17 protein-coding genes are annotated in these 17,951 nt (G+C 51.2%); 9 read left to right on the top strand and 8 right to left on the bottom strand.

The window, feature by feature from the left end; all coding sequences use genetic code 11:
- Positions 1-1,134: YeeE/YedE family protein (locus tag PsW74_RS13060; RefSeq protein WP_063305834.1), on the bottom strand; the 1,134-nt coding region annotated here is incomplete at its 3' end.
- Positions 1,135-1,600: 466 nt separating this feature from the next.
- Between PsW74_RS13060 and PsW74_RS13055 the strand changes: the two genes are divergently transcribed.
- Both PsW74_RS13055 and PsW74_RS13050 read left to right on the top strand, forming a co-directional pair.
- Complete coding sequence (locus PsW74_RS13055) at positions 1,601-2,986, top strand: tetratricopeptide repeat protein (RefSeq protein WP_063286623.1); 1,386 nt, start codon at positions 1,601-1,603, stop codon at positions 2,984-2,986.
- A 100-nt stretch (positions 2,987-3,086) separates the two neighbouring features.
- Positions 3,087-4,238 (top strand): OpgC domain-containing protein, encoded by a 1,152-nt coding sequence (locus PsW74_RS13050; RefSeq protein WP_063286622.1) that lies wholly within the window; start codon positions 3,087-3,089, stop codon positions 4,236-4,238.
- A 211-nt stretch (positions 4,239-4,449) separates the two neighbouring features.
- Here the strand turns inward: PsW74_RS13050 and mdoH are convergent, their stop codons facing one another.
- Positions 4,450-6,324, bottom strand: coding sequence for a glucans biosynthesis glucosyltransferase MdoH (mdoH, locus tag PsW74_RS13045; protein WP_063286621.1), 1,875 nt, complete (start codon positions 6,322-6,324; stop codon positions 4,450-4,452).
- Positions 6,325-6,438: 114 nt separating this feature from the next.
- Between mdoH and PsW74_RS13040 the strand changes: the two genes are divergently transcribed.
- Genes PsW74_RS13040 through PsW74_RS13025 form a run of 4 tightly spaced genes read left to right on the top strand, consistent with a single transcriptional unit; the run spans position 6,439 to position 9,774 of the window.
- Positions 6,439-7,416 carry a zinc-binding alcohol dehydrogenase gene (locus tag PsW74_RS13040; RefSeq protein WP_063286620.1) on the top strand — a complete coding sequence of 326 codons (978 nt, stop codon included), beginning with the start codon at positions 6,439-6,441 and terminating at the stop codon, positions 7,414-7,416.
- An 18-nt stretch (positions 7,417-7,434) separates the two neighbouring features.
- On the top strand, positions 7,435-7,854 hold the full coding sequence (locus PsW74_RS13035) for a 6-carboxytetrahydropterin synthase (RefSeq protein ID WP_063286619.1): 420 nt from the start codon (positions 7,435-7,437) through the stop codon (positions 7,852-7,854).
- Complete coding sequence (locus tag PsW74_RS13030) at positions 7,847-8,956, top strand: glycosyltransferase family 4 protein (RefSeq protein WP_063286618.1); 1,110 nt, start codon at positions 7,847-7,849, stop codon at positions 8,954-8,956. Before PsW74_RS13035 ends, PsW74_RS13030 begins: the two co-directional genes overlap by 8 nt.
- Positions 8,953-9,774 carry a methyltransferase domain-containing protein gene (locus PsW74_RS13025; protein ID WP_057461686.1) on the top strand — a complete coding sequence of 274 codons (822 nt, stop codon included), beginning with the start codon at positions 8,953-8,955 and terminating at the stop codon, positions 9,772-9,774. Before PsW74_RS13030 ends, PsW74_RS13025 begins: the two co-directional genes overlap by 4 nt.
- 33 nt (positions 9,775-9,807) lie before the next feature.
- Here PsW74_RS13025 and PsW74_RS13020 read toward each other — a convergent pair whose 3' ends face one another.
- Positions 9,808-10,377, bottom strand: a complete 570-nt coding sequence (locus PsW74_RS13020) for an NUDIX hydrolase (RefSeq protein ID WP_063286617.1) — start codon at positions 10,375-10,377, stop codon at positions 9,808-9,810.
- Positions 10,378-10,461: 84 nt separating this feature from the next.
- A complete protein-coding gene (locus PsW74_RS13015) occupies positions 10,462-11,289 on the bottom strand; it encodes a RibD family protein (RefSeq protein WP_063286616.1) in 828 nt (275 codons plus the stop codon).
- 137 nt (positions 11,290-11,426) lie between these two features.
- On the opposite strand from PsW74_RS13015, the gene PsW74_RS13010 reads away from it, so the two are divergent.
- Positions 11,427-11,984 (top strand): cytochrome b/b6 domain-containing protein, encoded by a 558-nt coding sequence (locus PsW74_RS13010; protein ID WP_057461680.1) that lies wholly within the window; start codon positions 11,427-11,429, stop codon positions 11,982-11,984.
- Here PsW74_RS13010 and PsW74_RS13005 read toward each other — a convergent pair.
- Both PsW74_RS13005 and PsW74_RS13000 read right to left on the bottom strand, forming a co-directional pair.
- The gene (locus PsW74_RS13005; protein ID WP_063286615.1) at positions 11,974-12,750 is read right to left on the bottom strand and encodes a precorrin-6A/cobalt-precorrin-6A reductase; all 777 of its coding nucleotides are present in this window, start codon (positions 12,748-12,750) and stop codon (positions 11,974-11,976) included. The genes PsW74_RS13010 and PsW74_RS13005 overlap by 11 nt on opposite strands.
- The gene (locus PsW74_RS13000) at positions 12,750-13,868 is read right to left on the bottom strand and encodes a cobalt-precorrin-5B (C(1))-methyltransferase (RefSeq protein WP_063286614.1); all 1,119 of its coding nucleotides are present in this window, start codon (positions 13,866-13,868) and stop codon (positions 12,750-12,752) included. Before PsW74_RS13000 ends, PsW74_RS13005 begins: the two co-directional genes overlap by 1 nt.
- 107 nt (positions 13,869-13,975) lie before the next feature.
- On the opposite strand from PsW74_RS13000, the gene cobA reads away from it, so the two are divergent.
- Together cobA and PsW74_RS12990 are read left to right on the top strand one after the other, a co-directional pair.
- A complete protein-coding gene (gene cobA, locus PsW74_RS12995) occupies positions 13,976-14,815 on the top strand; it encodes a uroporphyrinogen-III C-methyltransferase (protein ID WP_082830559.1) in 840 nt (279 codons plus the stop codon).
- A complete protein-coding gene (locus tag PsW74_RS12990; RefSeq protein WP_063286613.1) occupies positions 14,812-16,170 on the top strand; it encodes a cobyrinate a,c-diamide synthase in 1,359 nt (452 codons plus the stop codon). The genes cobA and PsW74_RS12990 overlap by 4 nt, the downstream gene beginning before the upstream one ends.
- Before the next feature lie 9 nt (positions 16,171-16,179).
- Here PsW74_RS12990 and cobM read toward each other — a convergent pair whose 3' ends face one another.
- Together cobM and cobJ are read right to left on the bottom strand one after the other, a co-directional pair.
- Complete coding sequence (gene cobM, locus PsW74_RS12985) at positions 16,180-16,959, bottom strand: precorrin-4 C(11)-methyltransferase (protein ID WP_063286612.1); 780 nt, start codon at positions 16,957-16,959, stop codon at positions 16,180-16,182.
- A partial coding sequence (gene cobJ, locus PsW74_RS29730) for a precorrin-3B C(17)-methyltransferase (protein WP_244277862.1) occupies positions 16,956-17,951 on the bottom strand: 996 nt, incomplete at its 5' end. The genes cobM and cobJ, both read right to left, overlap by 4 nt.

Here is a 17,951-nt window from a genome sequence, read left to right as displayed (position 1 = left end):
AAAGGCGAAGACGAGCCATAACCAGCCATGTATGGAGCCGGAGGTTATGCCCCCGAGATACGCTCCGATGTTGCATCCGTAAGCAAGGCGCGCGCCGTAGCCGAGCAAGAGGCCTCCGACCACTGCAGTTCCAGCATCTCTGAGATTAATTTTTTTCACCGGATTGAACTTTCCGGCCAGCCCAGCTGCAATCAGAGCCCCGAGCACAATGCCGAAGTTCATGACGGATGTGGAATCGGCAAAGACAGATCTTTTGATCGCCCCAACCTGCCATTGCCAGTAAGGCCAGGTCTCTACCGGGATACCAATGGCATAGAAAAACTTTGCGCCCCAGAGTGCGAAGCCGGATGTCACGCCCCATGGGCGCTGCAACACAATGAACGTAAGAACGCAAACCAACGCCAACATCAACGCACCCAGAACATAGCCCCATTGGCCCTGAAAAAAACCGGTGGTTTTGCGGGATTTTTCTAGTTCACCCCATTGTTTTTTCTCGATAAACACCGAGAATATCGCAAAGGCGACAAGTGGCACAATGGTGATCAGTAGCGCAGGGACGACCCCATAGCCACGCACAAGCGAAAATGCCGGTAATCTTGGAAGAGAATTCCAGAATGAAAGATGCGCTGTTGCAATTACGCTGCCCAAAATGAAGAAGGCAAGGGTGATCACCATGCGTGATGAACCGCCTCCGACAGTGAACAATGTGCCTGATCCACACCCTCCGCCGAGCTGCATTCCGATGCCAAAAATGAAGGCTCCGACAGCTGCTCCAACACCGAATGGAAACACAAAGCCACCGGTGCGTATACCGATGTCTGGCCCGTATTGGAGGAGTGGGAAACTTATTAGACAAACCAATGAGATAAGCAGGAATTGAGCACGAAGGCCCTGCCCTCTTCGCTGGGTGACAATACGGCGCCACGCTGCCGTAAATCCGAAGCTCGTATGGTACAACGCAACGCCTGCCAGAGCACCAATCAAAGCACCGCCAAAAACACGCCAGCCGTTGTTCTGGAGTCCCAATAGAGCAACACCGGCCAACGCGACCAGCGCTCCGATGACGATCACAGATTGCGGTGATTGAATCTGTTGATCGATTTTTGTTTGTTGATAGCTACTCGTATTCGCCATGAATTCGCCACGTACTTAGTCTCAATTGGAGTAAGGACATTACACAGTGGGGACTAACTAGAAAATCAAGAAGCAGTGAACACTATTTCATCCGACAAACAGAAGATTATCACAAGGTAATAAATACTGGTATAATGGAACTTAATATCTAAAATCTTACTTATTATCACTATTAATAATAGTAGGTTTTTACAAGTAAGCTTCTATTTGACGCATATTTTTTCTTAGTGAATAGAATAGTGTTTTCTATTTCTTCATGAGGTTGAACTATATTTTCTACATAAACAAAGCTTGCTGATATTAAACACCATTTTGTGTGTTGAACGTCATCGCCAGTTTTGAAAGGGTTCTGATCAACAGATTTCCTGGCAGACCTGTGTCGTTAGTAATGTAAACCCAATGGCTTATCTCATAAGCGATTGCACATTGCACGAAATACCGGTCGCCTCAACCACGGGTCGCATCCATGCGCATTGATGACCAGTTCGAATACACGGTAACACTCTCCGATAAGAGTGCATTAACACACTGGAACAACACTATTCTTGCGTTTTTGGCACATAGTGCTGCAACGCCGGAGCATCTTGCGAAAACACTGGAGGCCGATCCAGACTTCGCTCTGGCTCAAGCCGCGCGTGGCCTGTTCTGCCTACTGCTTGGCAGACGCGAAATGACAGCAACTGCTTTTGAAGCTTATGCAATTGCTGATAAATGCCGCAGAGATACACAGATTACAGACCGTGAAGACGCTGTTGTTGAGGCTTTGAATGACTGGCTTCAGGGTACGCCGACCAAGTCTGCTGATCGCCTTGACGAACTGCTTCTTAAATACCCACGCGATGCATTCCTTCTGAAACTCGTCCACGCTATTCGCTTCGTTCTTGGCCAGCCGTCCCGCATGCGCTCCTCGATTGAAAGTGTGATCTCATCTTACGAAGACGACCATATCGCAAAAGGTTATGTACACGGTTGTTACTCCTTTGCGCTGGAAGAGACTGGTGATTTTGACCGGGCTGAACGGATCGGCAAAGAAGCCGTTGCATTTCAACATGATGATGCCTGGGGCCTGCATGCAGTTGCCCACGTGCTGGACATGACCGGCCAGACCGAAGAAGGTATCAAATGGCTTGATGACCAGCCAAAGGCTTGGGAACACTGCAACAACTTTGGCTATCATGTTTGGTGGCACCTTGCGCTGCTGCACCTTGATCGCGGCAATGTTGAGCGTGTTTTCGAGCTCTATGACCAAAAGTTCCGCAAAGACCATACAGACGATTATCGCGATATTTCCAACGCAGCTTCCATGCTGGTTCGCCTTGAGCTTGAGGGCATCAAGGTAGGTAACCGCTGGGAAGAGCTGGCGAGCATCAGCGAAAAGCGTGTCGACGATTCCTGTAATGTTTTCGCAGACTTGCACTACATGCTTGCTCTGCTGGGAGACAACCGTCGTCAGTCCTCTGACCGCCTTTTGACACGAATGCGCACATTTGGCGAACAAGACACCAACGAGATGGGTCTTGTAACTAAAACAGCTGGTTCTCCAACAGCATCTGGCTTGATGCAGTTCAAGAACGGCAATTACTTCAGCGCTTACCACCACCTCGCAGAAGCACGTCCGTTGTTGCGTACCGTTGGTGGCAGTCATGCTCAGCGTGATGTATTTGAACGCCTCACCATTGAAGCCGCTTTGCGCGCTGGCCTTTGCCAGGAAGCAAAACGGATGATTGATGAGCGCACACGCTTGAGAGGCGGATCAGACACCTATGGTGAAACCCGCATGGCTCAAGCAACCCGCATGACGGAAGCCACCGACCTCATGCAAAGTGAACACCTACGATTCCGTATGGGATAAATGGAGGTGCAGCTTCGGGGGATTTCGGAGCTGCATTTCATCATCTATAGTTTTTAGTTTCAGAGACATCGTGAACCAGCACAGTATACCGCCGACCCCTATGAAAACGGCCAGCCGACCAAGAGATCCGCGCCTCGATTTTTTTCGAGGGATCGCAATGTTCATCATCTTCATAGCCCACCTTCCTGCAAACGGGTGGGCTCTTTGGATTCCGGCGCGTTTCGGGTTCTCCGATGCAACCGAGATATTTGTGTTTTGCTCTGGCATGGCCTCCGCAATTGCCTTCGGGCGCGTCTTTGAACTGCATGGCCTGGTCATGGGCAGCGCGCGTGTTCTTTACCGCGTCTGGCAAGTTTACTGGGCCCATATCTGCCTGTTTCTCGCCGTTGCGGGCATGCTTGCCTTCCTGCAAATCAACGGCTGGACCAGCGACGACTATGTCGGGAAGCTGAACCTTTGGCACTTCTTCGAGGATCCAATCTTCCAGCTGCCGGGTTTGCTGACCCTTACCTATGTGCCGAACTACTTCGATATTCTGCCAATGTATCTGGTGATCCTTGCGATGTTGCCGGTGATCATGATTGCCTATTACAAGGCCGGACGAGGTGCGGTTGCAGCAATCATCATCGCGTTCTGGCTGATCGCAACCTTCCGACTGGTGGACTTCCCTGCTGAGCCATGGTCCGATCGTCGTTGGTTCTTCAATCCGTTTGCATGGCAGTTGCTGTTCTTCACCGGATTTGCCTTCATCAAGGGCTGGATTCCGGCTCCTCCAGTCAAGAAACGTCTCTTGTTCCTGAGTGCCTCGATTATCATTCTTACGATTCCGTTTGCTTACTTCCGCATTCTCAACGAGGTGCCAGAGCTCCGCAGAATTGCAAATGATATCAGCGACCTCACCGTAAAATCCGAGATGGGTCTCCTGCGCTACATCCACTTCCTTGCCCTTGCTTATGTGGCGTGGGTAGCTGTTGGAGAAGGCGGGCAACGGCTGCTCATGGGCGGTTTTGGCGGCAAAGTTGTCCGGGTCATCAAAAAGGTAGGCCAACAGTCTCTCGCTGTTTTCCTTGCGAGCCTCATTCTTGCGCAGGGCATTGCAATCTTCCGGGATGAACTCGGTTTGAAAGGCACGGTCACAGGTGGAATCATGGCAAACTTGCTTGGTTTTGCAGGCTTAATTGCCGTCGCCTATACCGTGGCATGGTTTAAGGGTGAGCCATGGAGAAAGCCAAAGGAAAAGCCAGCTTCCTAAAGCAGTTCGCATTTAAGTTGGAACACCTGAACTGCTTTAGTCTTTGTTTTTGCGTATCTTTATCCGAAAACCGGCTTCCACTTTTCGGAGATACGCTGTAGCTTTGCCAGTTCAATAGAAACCCAGAAATCAGAAAGCCGGTTGCGTGCCATTTACGCAACCGGCTTTTCCCTTGAAACCTGATGGTTCTCACCACCTTCAGCTCATTCTTTTATCGCGTGGCCGCAGCTCGGTTTGCTTTGGCAAGTTCCAACTCTATACGGCGCTGCTCTTTATTGAGGCCTTGCAGTTCAAGCGGCGTTTTCTTTTCTTCAGGCAACACCCAAAGTCCGGAGTGTTTAAAGTACATACCGAGTGCTGGTTTTGAGGTGATCATTGCAAACGGTATTGTTAGCAATGGTCCAAGGATTACCGGAAGCAGAAGCCACGTATCTGCAAAGGTATAATCCATCATCCAAATCACACCGCAAAGGCCGAAAAGAGTTTGGGGCCAGAACTTCTTCACTGCCAAAATGAACGGAATACCCTGGGGTTGTCTTTCCTGCCCTCCCCATTGCGTTTTTCGTCCTGCGAACAGTTGTGCAATAAAGATGCTGTGCGCAATTGCCATGACTGGTGCTAGCAACATGGAATAGACCAGCTCGAAGAATGCGCTGACAAACACCGAGAAAGAGCCGCCATACTCCCGGCGTTCGTTCCGAACCGTCAGGACATGGGCAAGCGTTGCGAGCTTAGGTGCAAAGACCATACTCATGATGGCCACAATCAGGATTGTGCCGTAAAACTGGTCGAATGCCATCGTCTCGGGCGCTGAAAAAGATGCGGTTAAAATCGCCATCGCGATAAAAACAAGCCATGCCGGAGAGCCAGCAAACATGAGGATTGCAAGGCCAAGTTGGATTCGTCCCAACAGCTTAAACCCGGGCTCTCTGAGCAATTTAAAGTACTGAAGGTTTCCGTGACACCAGCGCAGATCTCTGCGGATAAACTCGATCAAATGAGGTGGGTTTTCTTCATAACTCCCACCTTCTACCGGCCATACGCGCACCTCATAGCCCGCGTCTGCCATCATCGCTGCTTCAACCTGATCATGACTGAGGATCGGGCCGCTCAATGCGTCATTTCCTGGCAGAGGCTCCAGCATGCAGAACTGCGTGAAAGGCTTTACACGAAAAATCGCATTGTGTCCCCAATAGGGACCTGACGAGCCTTGCCACCACGCTGCGCCAAGTGTGTAGGAGCGCATTCCCAAGCGCATGCCCCACTGGAAAACACGGGTGAAGAACGAGTTGGTTGAAAGTCCCAGAACAAGTGTTTGCAAAATACCCAGACGCGGATTTGCATTCATTTTGCTTACAAGGTGGCATAAAGATTCTGCTGAGAGGAAGCTATCAGCGTCCAGCGTGATCGCATATTCATGCCGTGTCCCCCAGTTGCGACAGAAATCTTCGACATTACCTGCTTTGAAGCCGGTGTTCTTCTCACGTCTGCGATAAAGCACTTCAATCCGATTTTGCCATCGTGCCCGTAGCAGCGAGAACTCTCGCATTTCTTGCCGGATATGCTCAAGATCATTGCTGTCACTCAGGATGTAGAGAGAAAAGCCGTTGAGTTTTTCCAGACGATCCAGATCTTGAAGCATCGCTTCCAGCTTGGCAGCCACTTCAGGCGAGTCTTCGTTTCGCACGCAGGAAAGCAAGGCAGTTTGCTTATTCTGCAAGGGCTTTTTTAGGTCAAGTGTACCCAGAGGCGTGCCAGCATACACCTGTGCAGTAGAGTTTGAAGAAAACCTCATGAGCATTAAGCCTATGACAGCATGCCAGAAGCCGATGACAAGCCATGGTAAGGTTACCAGAAATGCGAGAAGCATCACGACTTTTGAAAGGGCAAAACCGTTGAGGAACAGTGTGAGTGACATGATGGTGGTCAACACTGCTAAAGAGGTTAGAACGAGCCCTCCGAAGATCAGTCTGCGCCTGAATAAGCGCTTATTTTCCTGATGCTTGTCGATGATGTTGGTGGAGAGCAGCTGGTCAACAAGACTAGTGCGGGCGTTCTCTTCAGGAACCCGTGATTGTTTTGTCATGTCCTACCCAAATTATTATTGTTTTTAGAGGCACCTACATTTCTGCTAGTTTCCTTTGTTCACGTTTCCCTAGAGTATATTTGTGAAAACTTAGCGATCCGGGGAGCGCGTTTCTTGTCTGAGTTAGCCAGAGCGCTTTGGTACACTGCGCCTCAAACCATTGAAATAAGAGAGGAAAAACTCTCTAAATCATCTGGTAACCGTGTTTACTTAAAAACTCATGCTTCCGCGATCAGCCGAGGTACGGAGGCCATTGTCTATCGTGGCGATGTGCCAGTGAGCGAGCGAGAGCGGATGATCGCTCCGTTTCAGGAAGGGACCTTTCCGTTTCCTGTTAAATACGGCTATGCAAACGTTTCTGAAGTGATTGAAACAAAAGATGATTTAAAAGCGGGTCAGCGCGTTTTTTCTCTTTTTCCGCACCAAAGCAACTTTCTGCTCCCCGCAGATGCGCTCTATGTTATCCCTTCTGATTTACCGAGCACCCGCGCCACTCTGGCAGCAAACATGGAAACAGCGCTGAACATCATGTGGGATGCAGCTATTCTGCCATGTTCTAATGTTGCCGTGGTTGGTGCTGGCACTGTTGGCTCACTGGTTGGCTATCTTTGCGCTCGCATCGCAGGTGCGAACGTGACTATGATTGACGTCAACCCGAAGCGGCAGGACATTGCAGACGAGTTTTCCTGCGCATTTTCCTTGCCGGAAGTTGCTCCCGAAAATCAAGATGTTGTCGTGCATTGCAGCGCCTCTGAAGCTGGTTTGAACACTGCGATCCGAATTGCAGGGAGAGAAGCCAGAATTGTGGAGGCGTCCTGGTATGGCTCACGCCCTTCCGGTCTTGTTCTTGGCGGGAGTTTTCACAGTCAGCGCCTCAGTCTTATCTCGTCTCAAGTCGGTCAGGTTGCCCCCATCATGAGGCCACGCTGGACACACCGCAGGCGAATGGAGGCGGCAATTTCTCTTCTGAAAGATGACGTGCTCGATACTTTGCTTGCGCCTCCCATCGAATTTGAAAAAGCGCCGAAGGATTTGAAAGACGTTCTTTCAGGCAAGAAAGATACTTTATGCCAACCTATTGTTTACACTTAATTTTATGAGGATTTTGAGATGTATTCAGTCGAAATCAGCAATCACATTATGATCGCGCACAGCCTGGAGGGGGAGGTGTTTGGTCCTGCCTCTCAGCTTCATGGCCTTACTGCACACGTCCACGTCGCTATTTTTGCAGAGGAACTGGATGAGAACGGGATTGTCATCGACATTGGCAATGCGCTTGATGTGCTGGCAGAAATCCTGCATCCGTTCAACTACAAGAATCTTGATGACCTTCCTCAGTTCAAGGGGCGGAACACCACGGTCGATTTTCTCTGTAGCTACATTTACCAGCGCGTGTGCGATGCTGCTTATCTACATAAACTAGGCCGCGAACCGAGCGAACTTAGCAAGGTACGCGTTTCAATTTCCGAGAACCCTAATGCGCGTGCGTCTTATGAGGCGCCGTTGACTGCATCCGAGGCTCATGAGTAACTTACATCCTTCTTTAGGCCAGACAGCAGAAGCCACTGCCAGATCTTGCTATTTTGTCTTTCCGGGTGATCTGAACACGCCCACAGGTGGTTATCGATATGATCGTGAGATCATTCGGGGGCTGCAGAAACACGGCTGGAATGTCTCACTCATTAGCCTTGAAGGCACCTATCCAGTCCCATCTGATGCTGACAAAAAGCTGGCGCTTGAGGTCATTGAAGAGATAGAGCCCTCAGCTTTGATCATCGTGGATGGTTTGGTGCTTGGGGCTTCATCTGATCTGGCGCAGAGTATCGCTGAGCGTTCCAATCTCATTGCGCTGGTTCATCACCCACTGTTTCTGGAAAGTGGGATCGACCCTGAGCTGGCAAAGGTGCTCCGCGCGGCTGAAACGAAAGCTCTCACGTTTGCAAAGCATGTGATTGTGACCAGTCCTTCGACACAGAAGACGCTTGTCTCTCAAATGGGCGTTCCAGCGGAAAAGATCAGTATTGTTCTGCCCGGTATTGATCGGCCGACTGTCTCGGAGAGCGTTGCAACCTCGAACGAAGCTCTGGCAACCCCAAAGTTGCTTTGTGTTGGGTCGTTGGTACCGCGAAAAGGGCAATTGCATTTAGTTGAAGCGCTGGGACAACTGAAGCAATTGGACTGGCATCTGGATCTCATTGGAGAAACGCGGTTTGATCCAGAATATGCGAGCCAAGTGCGATCTCAGATCAAAAAGCATGACCTCACTGAGCGTATTCGCGTTCATGGAGGCATTCCCAAAGCTGAATTAACGGGGTTTTATCAATCAGCCGACCTCTTTGTGCTCCCAACATACTATGAGGGATACGGGATGGCTTTTGCGGAGGCTATGAGTTTTGGGCTCCCGATTATTGCAAGTGGCGAGGGAGCTGTTGCATCGACGGTTCCGCCTACAGCTGGCTTTCATGTTGGTGCAGGCGATCCTCTAGCTCTGAGCAAAGCCATCGAAACACTTCTTCAAAACAAAGAGTTACGCTCTCAACTTTCAACTGGGGCCCTTGCTGCTGCTCGTGCATTGCCAGATTGGAATGACAGCGCAAAGGCTTTTGCTTGCACATTGGAGGCTCACAGGTGAGTGGATTTTCCTCTGAATGGCTCTCATTACGTCGTAAAGCAGACCGGCGTGCGCGCAACAAAGACGTCATGAAAAAGTTTTGTAGCTGGTTGGTCGAGCATGCTCCCAAGAGTGGCCCGCTCCGGCTCATAGATGTGGGCGCTGGAACCGGTTCCTTTCTGCAGGATTTGGCCGAACATATTGAGTCAAACAGAGAGCAAGTGTGGTTACTGATCGATAACGACCCTGAACTTCTCAAAGTTGCAAAACGCATCTCTCCTCCCTTGCCTCATACCAGAACGAAAACAGATGTTTGCGAACTGACTGATGCCGGGTCACTGGATATTCTGGAAGGGCATCATGGGGTTGTTACCTCGGCCTTTCTGGATCTTGTGAGTGCAAATTGGCTAGATAGCTTTGTTGCACGTATGCGTCAGCTAAAACTCCCGTTTCTTGCAGGACTTTCGTACAACGGTATCCTACTAAGCAAACCACACCACCCGACAGATCGGCTTATTCAGCGCGCATTCAATCAGCATCAAGCAACGGACAAAGGGTTTGGGTCTGCATTAGGGCCGCTTGGTGGGTTTCATGCTCGTGAGCGATTGCTTAAGGCGGGGTATACCTGCTTTACCGGACGCTCTGACTGGGTGTGCGCACCTGAAGACGATGCTTTGCAGCTGGAGCTGATTAAGGGGTGGGCCCAAGCGGCACGCGAAGTTGGGGTATCAGATACAATCGTGGATGATTGGCTGGAATTTCGTTTAGCAGCACTTGGCAAAGGCAAGTCACAACTGCAGGTCGGGCATGTTGATATTGTTGGCCTTCCGCCTCAATGAGGCTATGAAGACCTTTGCTTCCAACACTCTGAATTAGAGACCTATGTTCTTTAAGATCAATGCCTGTGTGAGCGTGAAAAGGCGTGGGCAGCGGATTTCCTGTTTCTCGTAAAGGCTTCGCAGTTCATGGAATGACAGCTCGACAACTTCAATATCTTCGTCTTCGTCCAGATCGCGCCCTTCAATATTCAGGTCGCCGGATGTGTACTCGGCGAGGAAGAAATGCGCCCGCTCAGCAAGACGCGCGGGGTTGATGAAGACATTCGCGACCTTAGTGAGATTGGTGAGCAGGCACCCAAGCTCTTCCTGAGCTTCGCGTACACATGCTTCTTCTATGGACAGATCACTGATCTCGATTCCGCCAGCGCATGCCTCCAGGATAATCTCTTCCTCCATGATGTAGGGCGCTACACGGAGCTGCTTGACGATCAAGACTGTTTTCGCTTGAGGGTCATAAGCCAGCACAGCAATTGAATCGCCGTAGACCCATACCGGATCTGTTGTGATGTGCTCGCGTCCATCTTCGTGAACAACACGCACTTCAACTTCTTCAATCTGCCCTTTAGCTTCCCAAAGGGTCGTGCGTCTGATGAGCTCTGGCATGCGTGTGTCCTTATTCGGAAATTCACGCAAATTTATACGGGCACTTGCCAGCGAAAGGAAATGCTTTTCAACCCTTTGGAAAAGTTAATTGTTCAGGCTCAGATCTGCCAGCATATCAACACCCAAAGGATGCCAAGTGACATCGGGGCGGATAGCCTGTGCGAGGTAATCAATCGCAGGTAACTGGAGACCTCTTGGTCCTGATCCGATGATGAGCGGGGCGATCATCAAGTGAAGACGATCGATCATTTTCAGCTCGATAAAGCGAGACAGCGTCCAAGCACCACCTTCAACGAGGATGCATCGAAACTCTCGCAGTGCATGCCGGATTTCAGCACAGGACAGACGACCTTTTGCATTCGGTTGTAGCTGAAAGCATTCCACTCCATCAGGATAACGCGCATGGGCATCTGTTCGCGTAATCACAATGCGGCGGGCATTTGTATCCTGCAGGAGTGTACTGTCGCGAGGCATACGGCCATAAGGGTCGATGACAATGCGTGCCGGGTGCCGTCCGCTGACATGCCTGACAGTGAGTTGAGGGTTGTCCGCAACCGCTGTTCCCACTCCCACCACGACAGCATCACAAAGTGCCCGGAGCCGGTGAAGATGGATCAATGCTTCAGAGCAACTCACATAATTGGAGTCTCCGGTGACCGTTGCAATGCGGCCATCAACTGACTGTCCAAGCTGACCAATAACAAACTGCTTTTGCGCCATGCAAAGAGGTGCGAAGACACTGCCATAGCCTTGCAGGTCTGGTGCACGCCTCTCCACCGACGCTGCTAAGACCTCCTGCCAATCATCAGGAGACAAATATCCAGAGGACTGTTCTAGCGGCTTTTCGCAGGTCAACTGAGAATTATTCGGATGATCTTGTTGATGTATTGGTGTTGTGTGGCCCCTGTCCATCAAGCCCCCTTGTTTTACCGAGTTCACAGCTCACCTCACCTAAGGTTAGCCTAGTGGTAACGAACCTTGATTAATCTGTCGATCAGGAGATTGCAGGGGCTCTTCAGGAACCTCTGGGATTATCAGGAGAATAGAGCATGGCCTATAAAGTTGCCGGGTATTCAGCCATGGCGAAGACGTATCACTGGATCGTCGCCATTCTAGTCTTAATCATGGTTCCAATGGGACTGGTGATGACAGATCTGGGGCCTGGAGCCCTTCAGAATACGCTCTACTTCTATCACAAGAGCATCGGTATCCTGCTCTTCCTGCTCGTGGTTTTGCGCCTTCTTCAGCATTGGATTACGCCTGCTCCACCGCCGCCAGCCTCTCTTTCACCAGCTCTGCGGATCGTCTCACGTTCAGTACACGGGTTGCTCTATCTCGTGCTGATCGTAAATCCGATATTAGGCTGGGTGGGCCTCTCCCTTTACGGAGCACCAATGCCATTTTTTGGCTTGTTTGATCTGCCGAGTATCGTTTCGCAAAATCGTCCAGTTTCAGAAAGCGTTCTGGATTTCCACGCAACTGTTGGTGTTGTGTTTGCATGGCTGATCACGCTGCACATTTTAGGCGCGCTCTATCACTGGCTCATCGCTAAAGATGGGATTATCGAGCGGATGACAACGGCGCCCTATCAGAAACCTAAAGATTAGCTTGGCAGTGTTGCGTATTTTTCACGCAAGCCTTTAAGGTCTTCAAGACCTCATCAATCGACGCGCATAAAATGCCGTCGGATGGCTTTGGGCGCTTAAGCATCGCAACAGGCATCTGTAGTTCACGAGCGGCTCTGATTTTGCCGTAGGATTCTGATCCGCCACTATTTTTGCTGATGAGCCAGTCTACTTGCAGCACCTTGAAAAGCTCGGATTCTTCGGACCAGCTCTCATTTGGCAATCCTTCAATGTACTCCGCGTTTTGAAGCACTTCACTCCCACTCGGGCGATTTAAGGTACGGATTACAAATGTAAGGTCCGGGCGTTGTTTCAGCGGTGCAGCAATCTTGGCACTGGCAGCAAAAAAGACCTTCGCTCTGGGTGGAATCAGATTCAGTGCTGCTTCTACGTTATCTGCAGAATACCAAATATCATCATTGGCTTGCTCCCAAGCGGCTCGTTCAAACCGGAGCAACGGAATCGCGAGGTGCCTTGTTGCTTTGGCCGCATTACAGGATATTTGAGCAGCATACGGGTGGGTTGCATCGATAACGGCAGCAATGCCCTGAGTTTGGAGGTAGTTCGAGAGGCCATCGACACCACCAAAGCCTCCGGTACGTGTCATCACCGCAAGGTCTGCTGGGTTTTTGGTTACTCCAGCGAGTGAAGCAATGACTTTGAATTCGGCATTCACAGCCAGTGCAGCAATCAGCTTTCTAGCTTCTCGTGTACCTGCGAGCACAAGGATTTTCGGCTTCTCCAGCATCAAAACAGCTCCAGTTTTGCAGGCTCTTCAGCCGGGACATGACCCAATACCTTACCTTGCCGATCCACCACAATAATCTCAACGCTTACAGCCGCCCCACGAAGGATGTTTAAGGCCGCACGTTGGGCTCCCTGCGCAACGACCTCGCCCATACTAATATTTTCCGCAATAGCTCTTTGAGCAACATAAGAGACTAAATTTGCCCCTCTTGTTTCCGCGAGGAGTTCTTTCGAAGCTCCGGCACGATCCAATACATCTGCCAGAGCATCAAAATCGACCGCAGAGCGAGCCGAATGCAGGTCCATAGCCCCTTGAGCAAGCTTCGTCAGCTTGGCAATTCCGCCAGAGATGGTAAGCTTCCGAACAGGGTGGGCACGCAGATACTTAAGCAGGCCACCCGCGAAGTCTCCCATATCAAGATAAGCCTGTTCGGATAAATCAGTATAGTGGGCACGCAACACATCTTCTGAGGTTGCTCCTGTTGCAGCTGCAACGTGGGCCAAGCCAGTGGCACGCGCAACGTCTACACCACGATGAATGGATGCTATCCAGGCAGCACACGAAAATGGCCGGACAATACCTGTTGTGCCGAGGACAGAGAGGCCGCCGATTATACCAAGCCGCGGGTTCATGGTCTTTTGAGCTAGCTCTTCGCCGTTTTGGATGGATATCTCAACATCTACAGCAAGAGTTACGCCGTACTCATCTGCCACTTGTTGCAGCTCACGGGTCATCATTTGGCGAGGCACGGGATTAATGGCAGGCTCACCAACCGGGACCGGCAGCCCGGGTTTCGTGACCGTTCCAACGCCAGGACCAGCGAGAAAGCGAATTCCGGCAACCTTTGGGTTGAAGGTCACTCTGGCCTGAATAAGCGCTCCGTGGGTTACATCAGGGTCATCACCAGCATCCTTGATGATGGCAGATGATGCAGAATTTTCAGTCAGTTTTTCGAAGGCGAGTGCGAAGGATGGCGTATCACCACGAGGCAAGGTGATGCAGATCGGATCCGGAAAATCTCCAGACAACAAAGCTGTATACGCTGCCTTTGCCGCAGCGGTTGCACAGGCGCCTGTTGTCCAGCCTGTTCTCAGTTTTTTTTGCCCAGTTTCAGCCATCCGGCGACTATACAGATTTAGCGGGATATACCAAGCAGAAGGCTTTGGACTTCCAGTTGGTTTCCAATTAAATTGCTACGCAAAATCACATAAATCATGAGAACCACTTGTTTGATATCTCCCTCCCCCACTTTGAATTTCCGGTGCTTGAAGCTGGATGGGTTTGGCTTGCTGGTGCCGGCCCCGGAGACCCCGGTCTGCTGAGCCTGCATGCCTTGAATGGCTTGCGACAAGCGGATGTCATTGTCTATGACGCATTGGTGGATGAGCGCATTCTTCAATTTGCAGCTGAAGGTGCCGAAATCATCTATGCTGGCAAGCGCGGTGGCAAACCTTCCCCCAAGCAGTCCAGTATTTCGATCAAGCTGGTGGAGCTTGCAAAATCCGGTAAGCGTGTCATGCGCCTCAAAGGTGGAGATCCGTTTGTATTTGGCCGCGGTGGGGAGGAAGCTCTTGCGCTGGTGGATGCTGGTATTCCCTTCCGTATCATTCCGGGTATCACAGCTGGCGTTGGCGGGCTGGCATATGCTGGAATTCCATCTACTCACCGAGGGATTAATCAAGCAGTTACGTTCCTCACAGGTCATGACCAGAATGGGGTTGCACCTGATGAGCTTGACTGGGATGCTCTTGCCAAAGGATCACCCGTGATCGTGATGTATATGGCAATGAAGCATATTTCACTCATTACCCAGAAGCTTATGAGTGGTGGCCGACGTGCGGCTGAACCTGTTGCTGTCATCTGCAATGCCACTCAGCAGAACCAACAAGTGCTGGAAACAACGCTTGCTTCTTGTGCTGAGGATATTGAAAGTAGTGGCCTTAAGCCACCTGCGATTGTTGTCGTTGGTGATGTGGTGAATTTGCGTAAGCAACTGAACTGGATTGAGCCAGCTTTTGCGCGCGCCTCGCAAACCTCTCAATTGAAAGAAGAGCCTGCCCTATGACCATTGCGAAGGGTTTCGTTATTGCAGCGCCGTCTTCCGGGTCTGGCAAAACAACGATTACACTGGCGCTGTTGCGTGCTCTTCGTGATACCGGGCTTCGTATTGCCTCCGGCAAATCGGGACCAGATTATATTGATCCGGCTTTCCATAGCGCGGCTTCCGGGCGGCCATGCCTGAACTATGACGCCTGGGCGATGTCATTGGCGCAACTTTCACTCAACGCCACGGAGCAGGAAAAACACACTGACGTTGTGGTTGTTGAAGGAGCTATGGGACTTTTTGACGGTGCAGCTGATGGTTCAGGATCTGTTGCAGAGCTTGCGGTTCATCTGGGTCTGCCGGTCATTCTGGTGGTTGATTGCAAGTCTCAGGCTCAATCGGTCGCTGCCCTTGTCCATGGATTTCTTACATACCATCCGCACTGCCACATCAATGGCGTCATTCTCAACCGGGTCGGGTCTCCGCGTCATGAGCGCATTTTGCGGCGTGCGCTAGAGCCTTTGGATGTCATTGTCTTAGGCGCGTTTTATCGCTCAAAGAGATTGGAGTTGCCTGAGCGCCATTTGGGGCTTGTGCAAGCCAGTGAGCGTGAGGATTTAGAAGAGTTTCTGAATGCAGCTGGTGAGGTGGCTGCTGAAAGTGTGGATGTGCCAGCCTTGATGCGCCTCGCAAAAGTGCTTGCTATTCCTGCCCGGGAAAACAAAGAGCTGACAGGCATTTCTCATTTACCTCCGCTTGGGCAACATATCGCGATTGCTAAGGATATTGCCTTTGCTTTCAGTTACGAGCATCTGCTCAGTGATTGGCAGAGGCAAGGCGTTACACTTTCCTTATTCTCTCCGTTGGCAAACGAAGGCCCATCAGAAAATGCTGACGCAATCTTCCTGAGTGGCGGATATCCGGAACTTCATGCAGAACAGTTATCTCAAGCAGACATCTTTAAGCGCGGAATAAAATCTGCAGCAGCTGCAGACAAGCTCATTTATGGTGAGTGTGGCGGCTACATGGTACTTGGTGAAGCGCTGACAGATAAAAGTGGGCAGTCTCACGAGATGCTTGGTCTGCTACCGATTGAAACCAGCTTTGCGAAGAGAAAGCTGCATTTAGGCTATCGGAAGCTGAAGGCGACAGAGGCCGCAACGTCTGCTGGCTTCCCTTGGATGAAGCCACTGGGTGCGCATGAGTTCCACTATTCGACGCTGACGGTCAAATCAGAAGCACCGCCGCTTTTTGATGCTCAGGATGCGGAGCATCACGATCTGGACCCTCAGGGCCATATCAATGGACGCGTCATGGGGTCTTTCGCGCATGTGGTGGCAGAAAGAAGCGAAGAATGGTGGTCCGCTTCTTCCTAATTCCAGCAGTTACGCAGTCACCTTTGTCTTCTTCTTTGGACGAAGAACGTGAACGTGGTTGGCATCATAGAGCGCACTGTCTCGAAACTCTTTCCCTGCCTTCAAGGCTGGCCCAACGAAGATGAGAGCCGTTCTTGTGATCTTCGAAGCTTTTGCTTTTTCACGAATGTCCGCCAATGTGCCATGAATGAATGCTTCATCCGGCCAGCCAACGCGGTAGGCGATGATCACCGGACAGTCTTCACCATAGAGCGGAGCCAGTTTCCGGTAGATCTCTCCAAGATTTCTGACACTGAGATGGATTGCCAATGTAGCACCAGAGCGGCCAAGCGTTTGCAGATCCTCACCTTCAGGCATGCCTGAGGACTTCATCGAGGTTCTGGTGACGATGATGCTTTGTGCGATTTCAGGGATCGTCAACTCGGTTTTCAAGGCTGCAGCCGCCGCGGCGAATGCGGGTACACCCGGAGTTACATCGTACTCAATGCCCAGATCATCCAATCTGCGCATCTGTTCCGCAGTGGCACCATAAATGGATGGATCGCCGGAGTGGACCCGTGCCACATCCAGATCTTTTTCGTGAGCCTTTGCAATTTCGTCGATGATTTCATCAAGGGTCATGGAAGCTGTATCCATGACCAATGCATCTTCTGGTGCGGCCTCGACAATAGCAGGCGGTACCAATGAGCCTGCGTAGAGACAGACTTTGCATTTTTCGATGAGCTTTAGCCCACGTACCGTAATCAGTTCGGGATCACCCGGCCCTGCTCCAATGAAATGAACCGTCACGCTGCTGTCTCCGTTTCTTTCTCTGGTGCATCGATCTTTTTGGCATAACCCCGTGGCGTGTAGACAAAATGCAGGGATTGGCCGTTGCCTCCCAAGCGGGTTTGACTACATCCCACAATAACCGTAGTCAGCATGTCGACATCATCGACTTGTAGATCCTTCAGCGTTGTTGTGGTGATGACCTCATTCTCTCGTCCGATGTTCGCACCGAGAATAACTGGCGTATTTTCAGGACGATGTTCCAGCAACTTCTCCCGTGCCCAAGCCAATTGCGTGCGGCGACGCTTGGAGACTGGATTATAGAACCCAATCACGAAGTCACCGATTGCTGCACCTTCCAGGCGCTGCTGAATTGTTTCCCATGGGGTGAGAAGGTCTGACAGAGAAATGGCGCAGAAGTCATGTCCCAGCGGCGCTCCGATGCGGTTGCTGAGAGCGATCATTGCGGAGATGCCCGGTGCAGATGCAACTTCAACGCGGCGAGCGGCATCGCTAACGCCGCCGTTATCCTGTGCGCGGTCTAGTAGTTCGAAGACCAGGGCTCCCATGGCATACACGCCAGAGTCTCCTGAACAGACCAGCGCAACGTTGTGGCCCTGCCCAGCTCTTTCGAGTGCGAAGCGAACGCGTTCTTCTTCTGCTCCCAACGGGAACGCATGGCGTTGCTTGCCTCTGATCAGGGATGAGACGAGGTCGAGATAGAGGCCGTAGCCGACGACTTCATCTGCCTCTGCCAACCAACTGGAGGCTTCTGGCGTACGCCAAGCCTCTTGCCCCGGCCCAATGCCGATGACGTGCAGGCGACCTCTGGCTCTGCCGAGTTTCTCGTGTTTCACCGGAACCGGCGCTCTGGCAATAGCAACTGTGGCGTTTGCGGTTTTCTGCTTTTCCAGCACCAGTTCACCGGATGTGCCGACACCTGCCAAGGCTGAGCCTTCACTCACACCATGGCATCCAACCTCAGCAAAGACGACATCAGACGGATTTTGCAG

Origin of the sequence: Pseudovibrio sp. W74 (genome assembly GCF_001623085.1) — a bacterium.
Taxonomy (GTDB): Bacteria; Pseudomonadota; Alphaproteobacteria; order Rhizobiales; family Stappiaceae; genus Pseudovibrio.
The sequence above is the reverse complement of the archived record's forward strand: the minus strand, read 5'-3'. Positions and strand labels throughout refer to the sequence as shown.

Bases quoted from the DNA above. Each gene is read 5' to 3' on its own strand.
- mdoH (WP_063286621.1), bottom strand. From the start codon at position 6,324: ATGACAAAACAATCACGGGTTCCTGAAGAGAACGCCCGCACTAGTCTT.
- PsW74_RS13010 (WP_057461680.1), top strand. From the start codon at position 11,427: ATGGCCTATAAAGTTGCCGGGTATTCAGCCATGGCGAAGACGTATCAC.
- PsW74_RS13015 (WP_063286616.1), bottom strand. From the start codon at position 11,289: ATGGACAGGGGCCACACAACACCAATACATCAACAAGATCATCCGAAT.
- PsW74_RS13030 (WP_063286618.1), top strand. From the start codon at position 7,847: ATGAGTAACTTACATCCTTCTTTAGGCCAGACAGCAGAAGCCACTGCC.
- PsW74_RS13005 (WP_063286615.1), bottom strand. From the start codon at position 12,750: ATGCTGGAGAAGCCGAAAATCCTTGTGCTCGCAGGTACACGAGAAGCT.
- PsW74_RS12990 (WP_063286613.1), top strand. From the start codon at position 14,812: ATGACCATTGCGAAGGGTTTCGTTATTGCAGCGCCGTCTTCCGGGTCT.
- PsW74_RS13035 (WP_063286619.1), top strand. From the start codon at position 7,435: ATGTATTCAGTCGAAATCAGCAATCACATTATGATCGCGCACAGCCTG.
- PsW74_RS13055 (WP_063286623.1), top strand. From the start codon at position 1,601: ATGCGCATTGATGACCAGTTCGAATACACGGTAACACTCTCCGATAAG.
- PsW74_RS13020 (WP_063286617.1), bottom strand. From the start codon at position 10,377: ATGCCAGAGCTCATCAGACGCACGACCCTTTGGGAAGCTAAAGGGCAG.
- PsW74_RS13050 (WP_063286622.1), top strand. From the start codon at position 3,087: ATGAAAACGGCCAGCCGACCAAGAGATCCGCGCCTCGATTTTTTTCGA.
- PsW74_RS13000 (WP_063286614.1), bottom strand. From the start codon at position 13,868: ATGGCTGAAACTGGGCAAAAAAAACTGAGAACAGGCTGGACAACAGGC.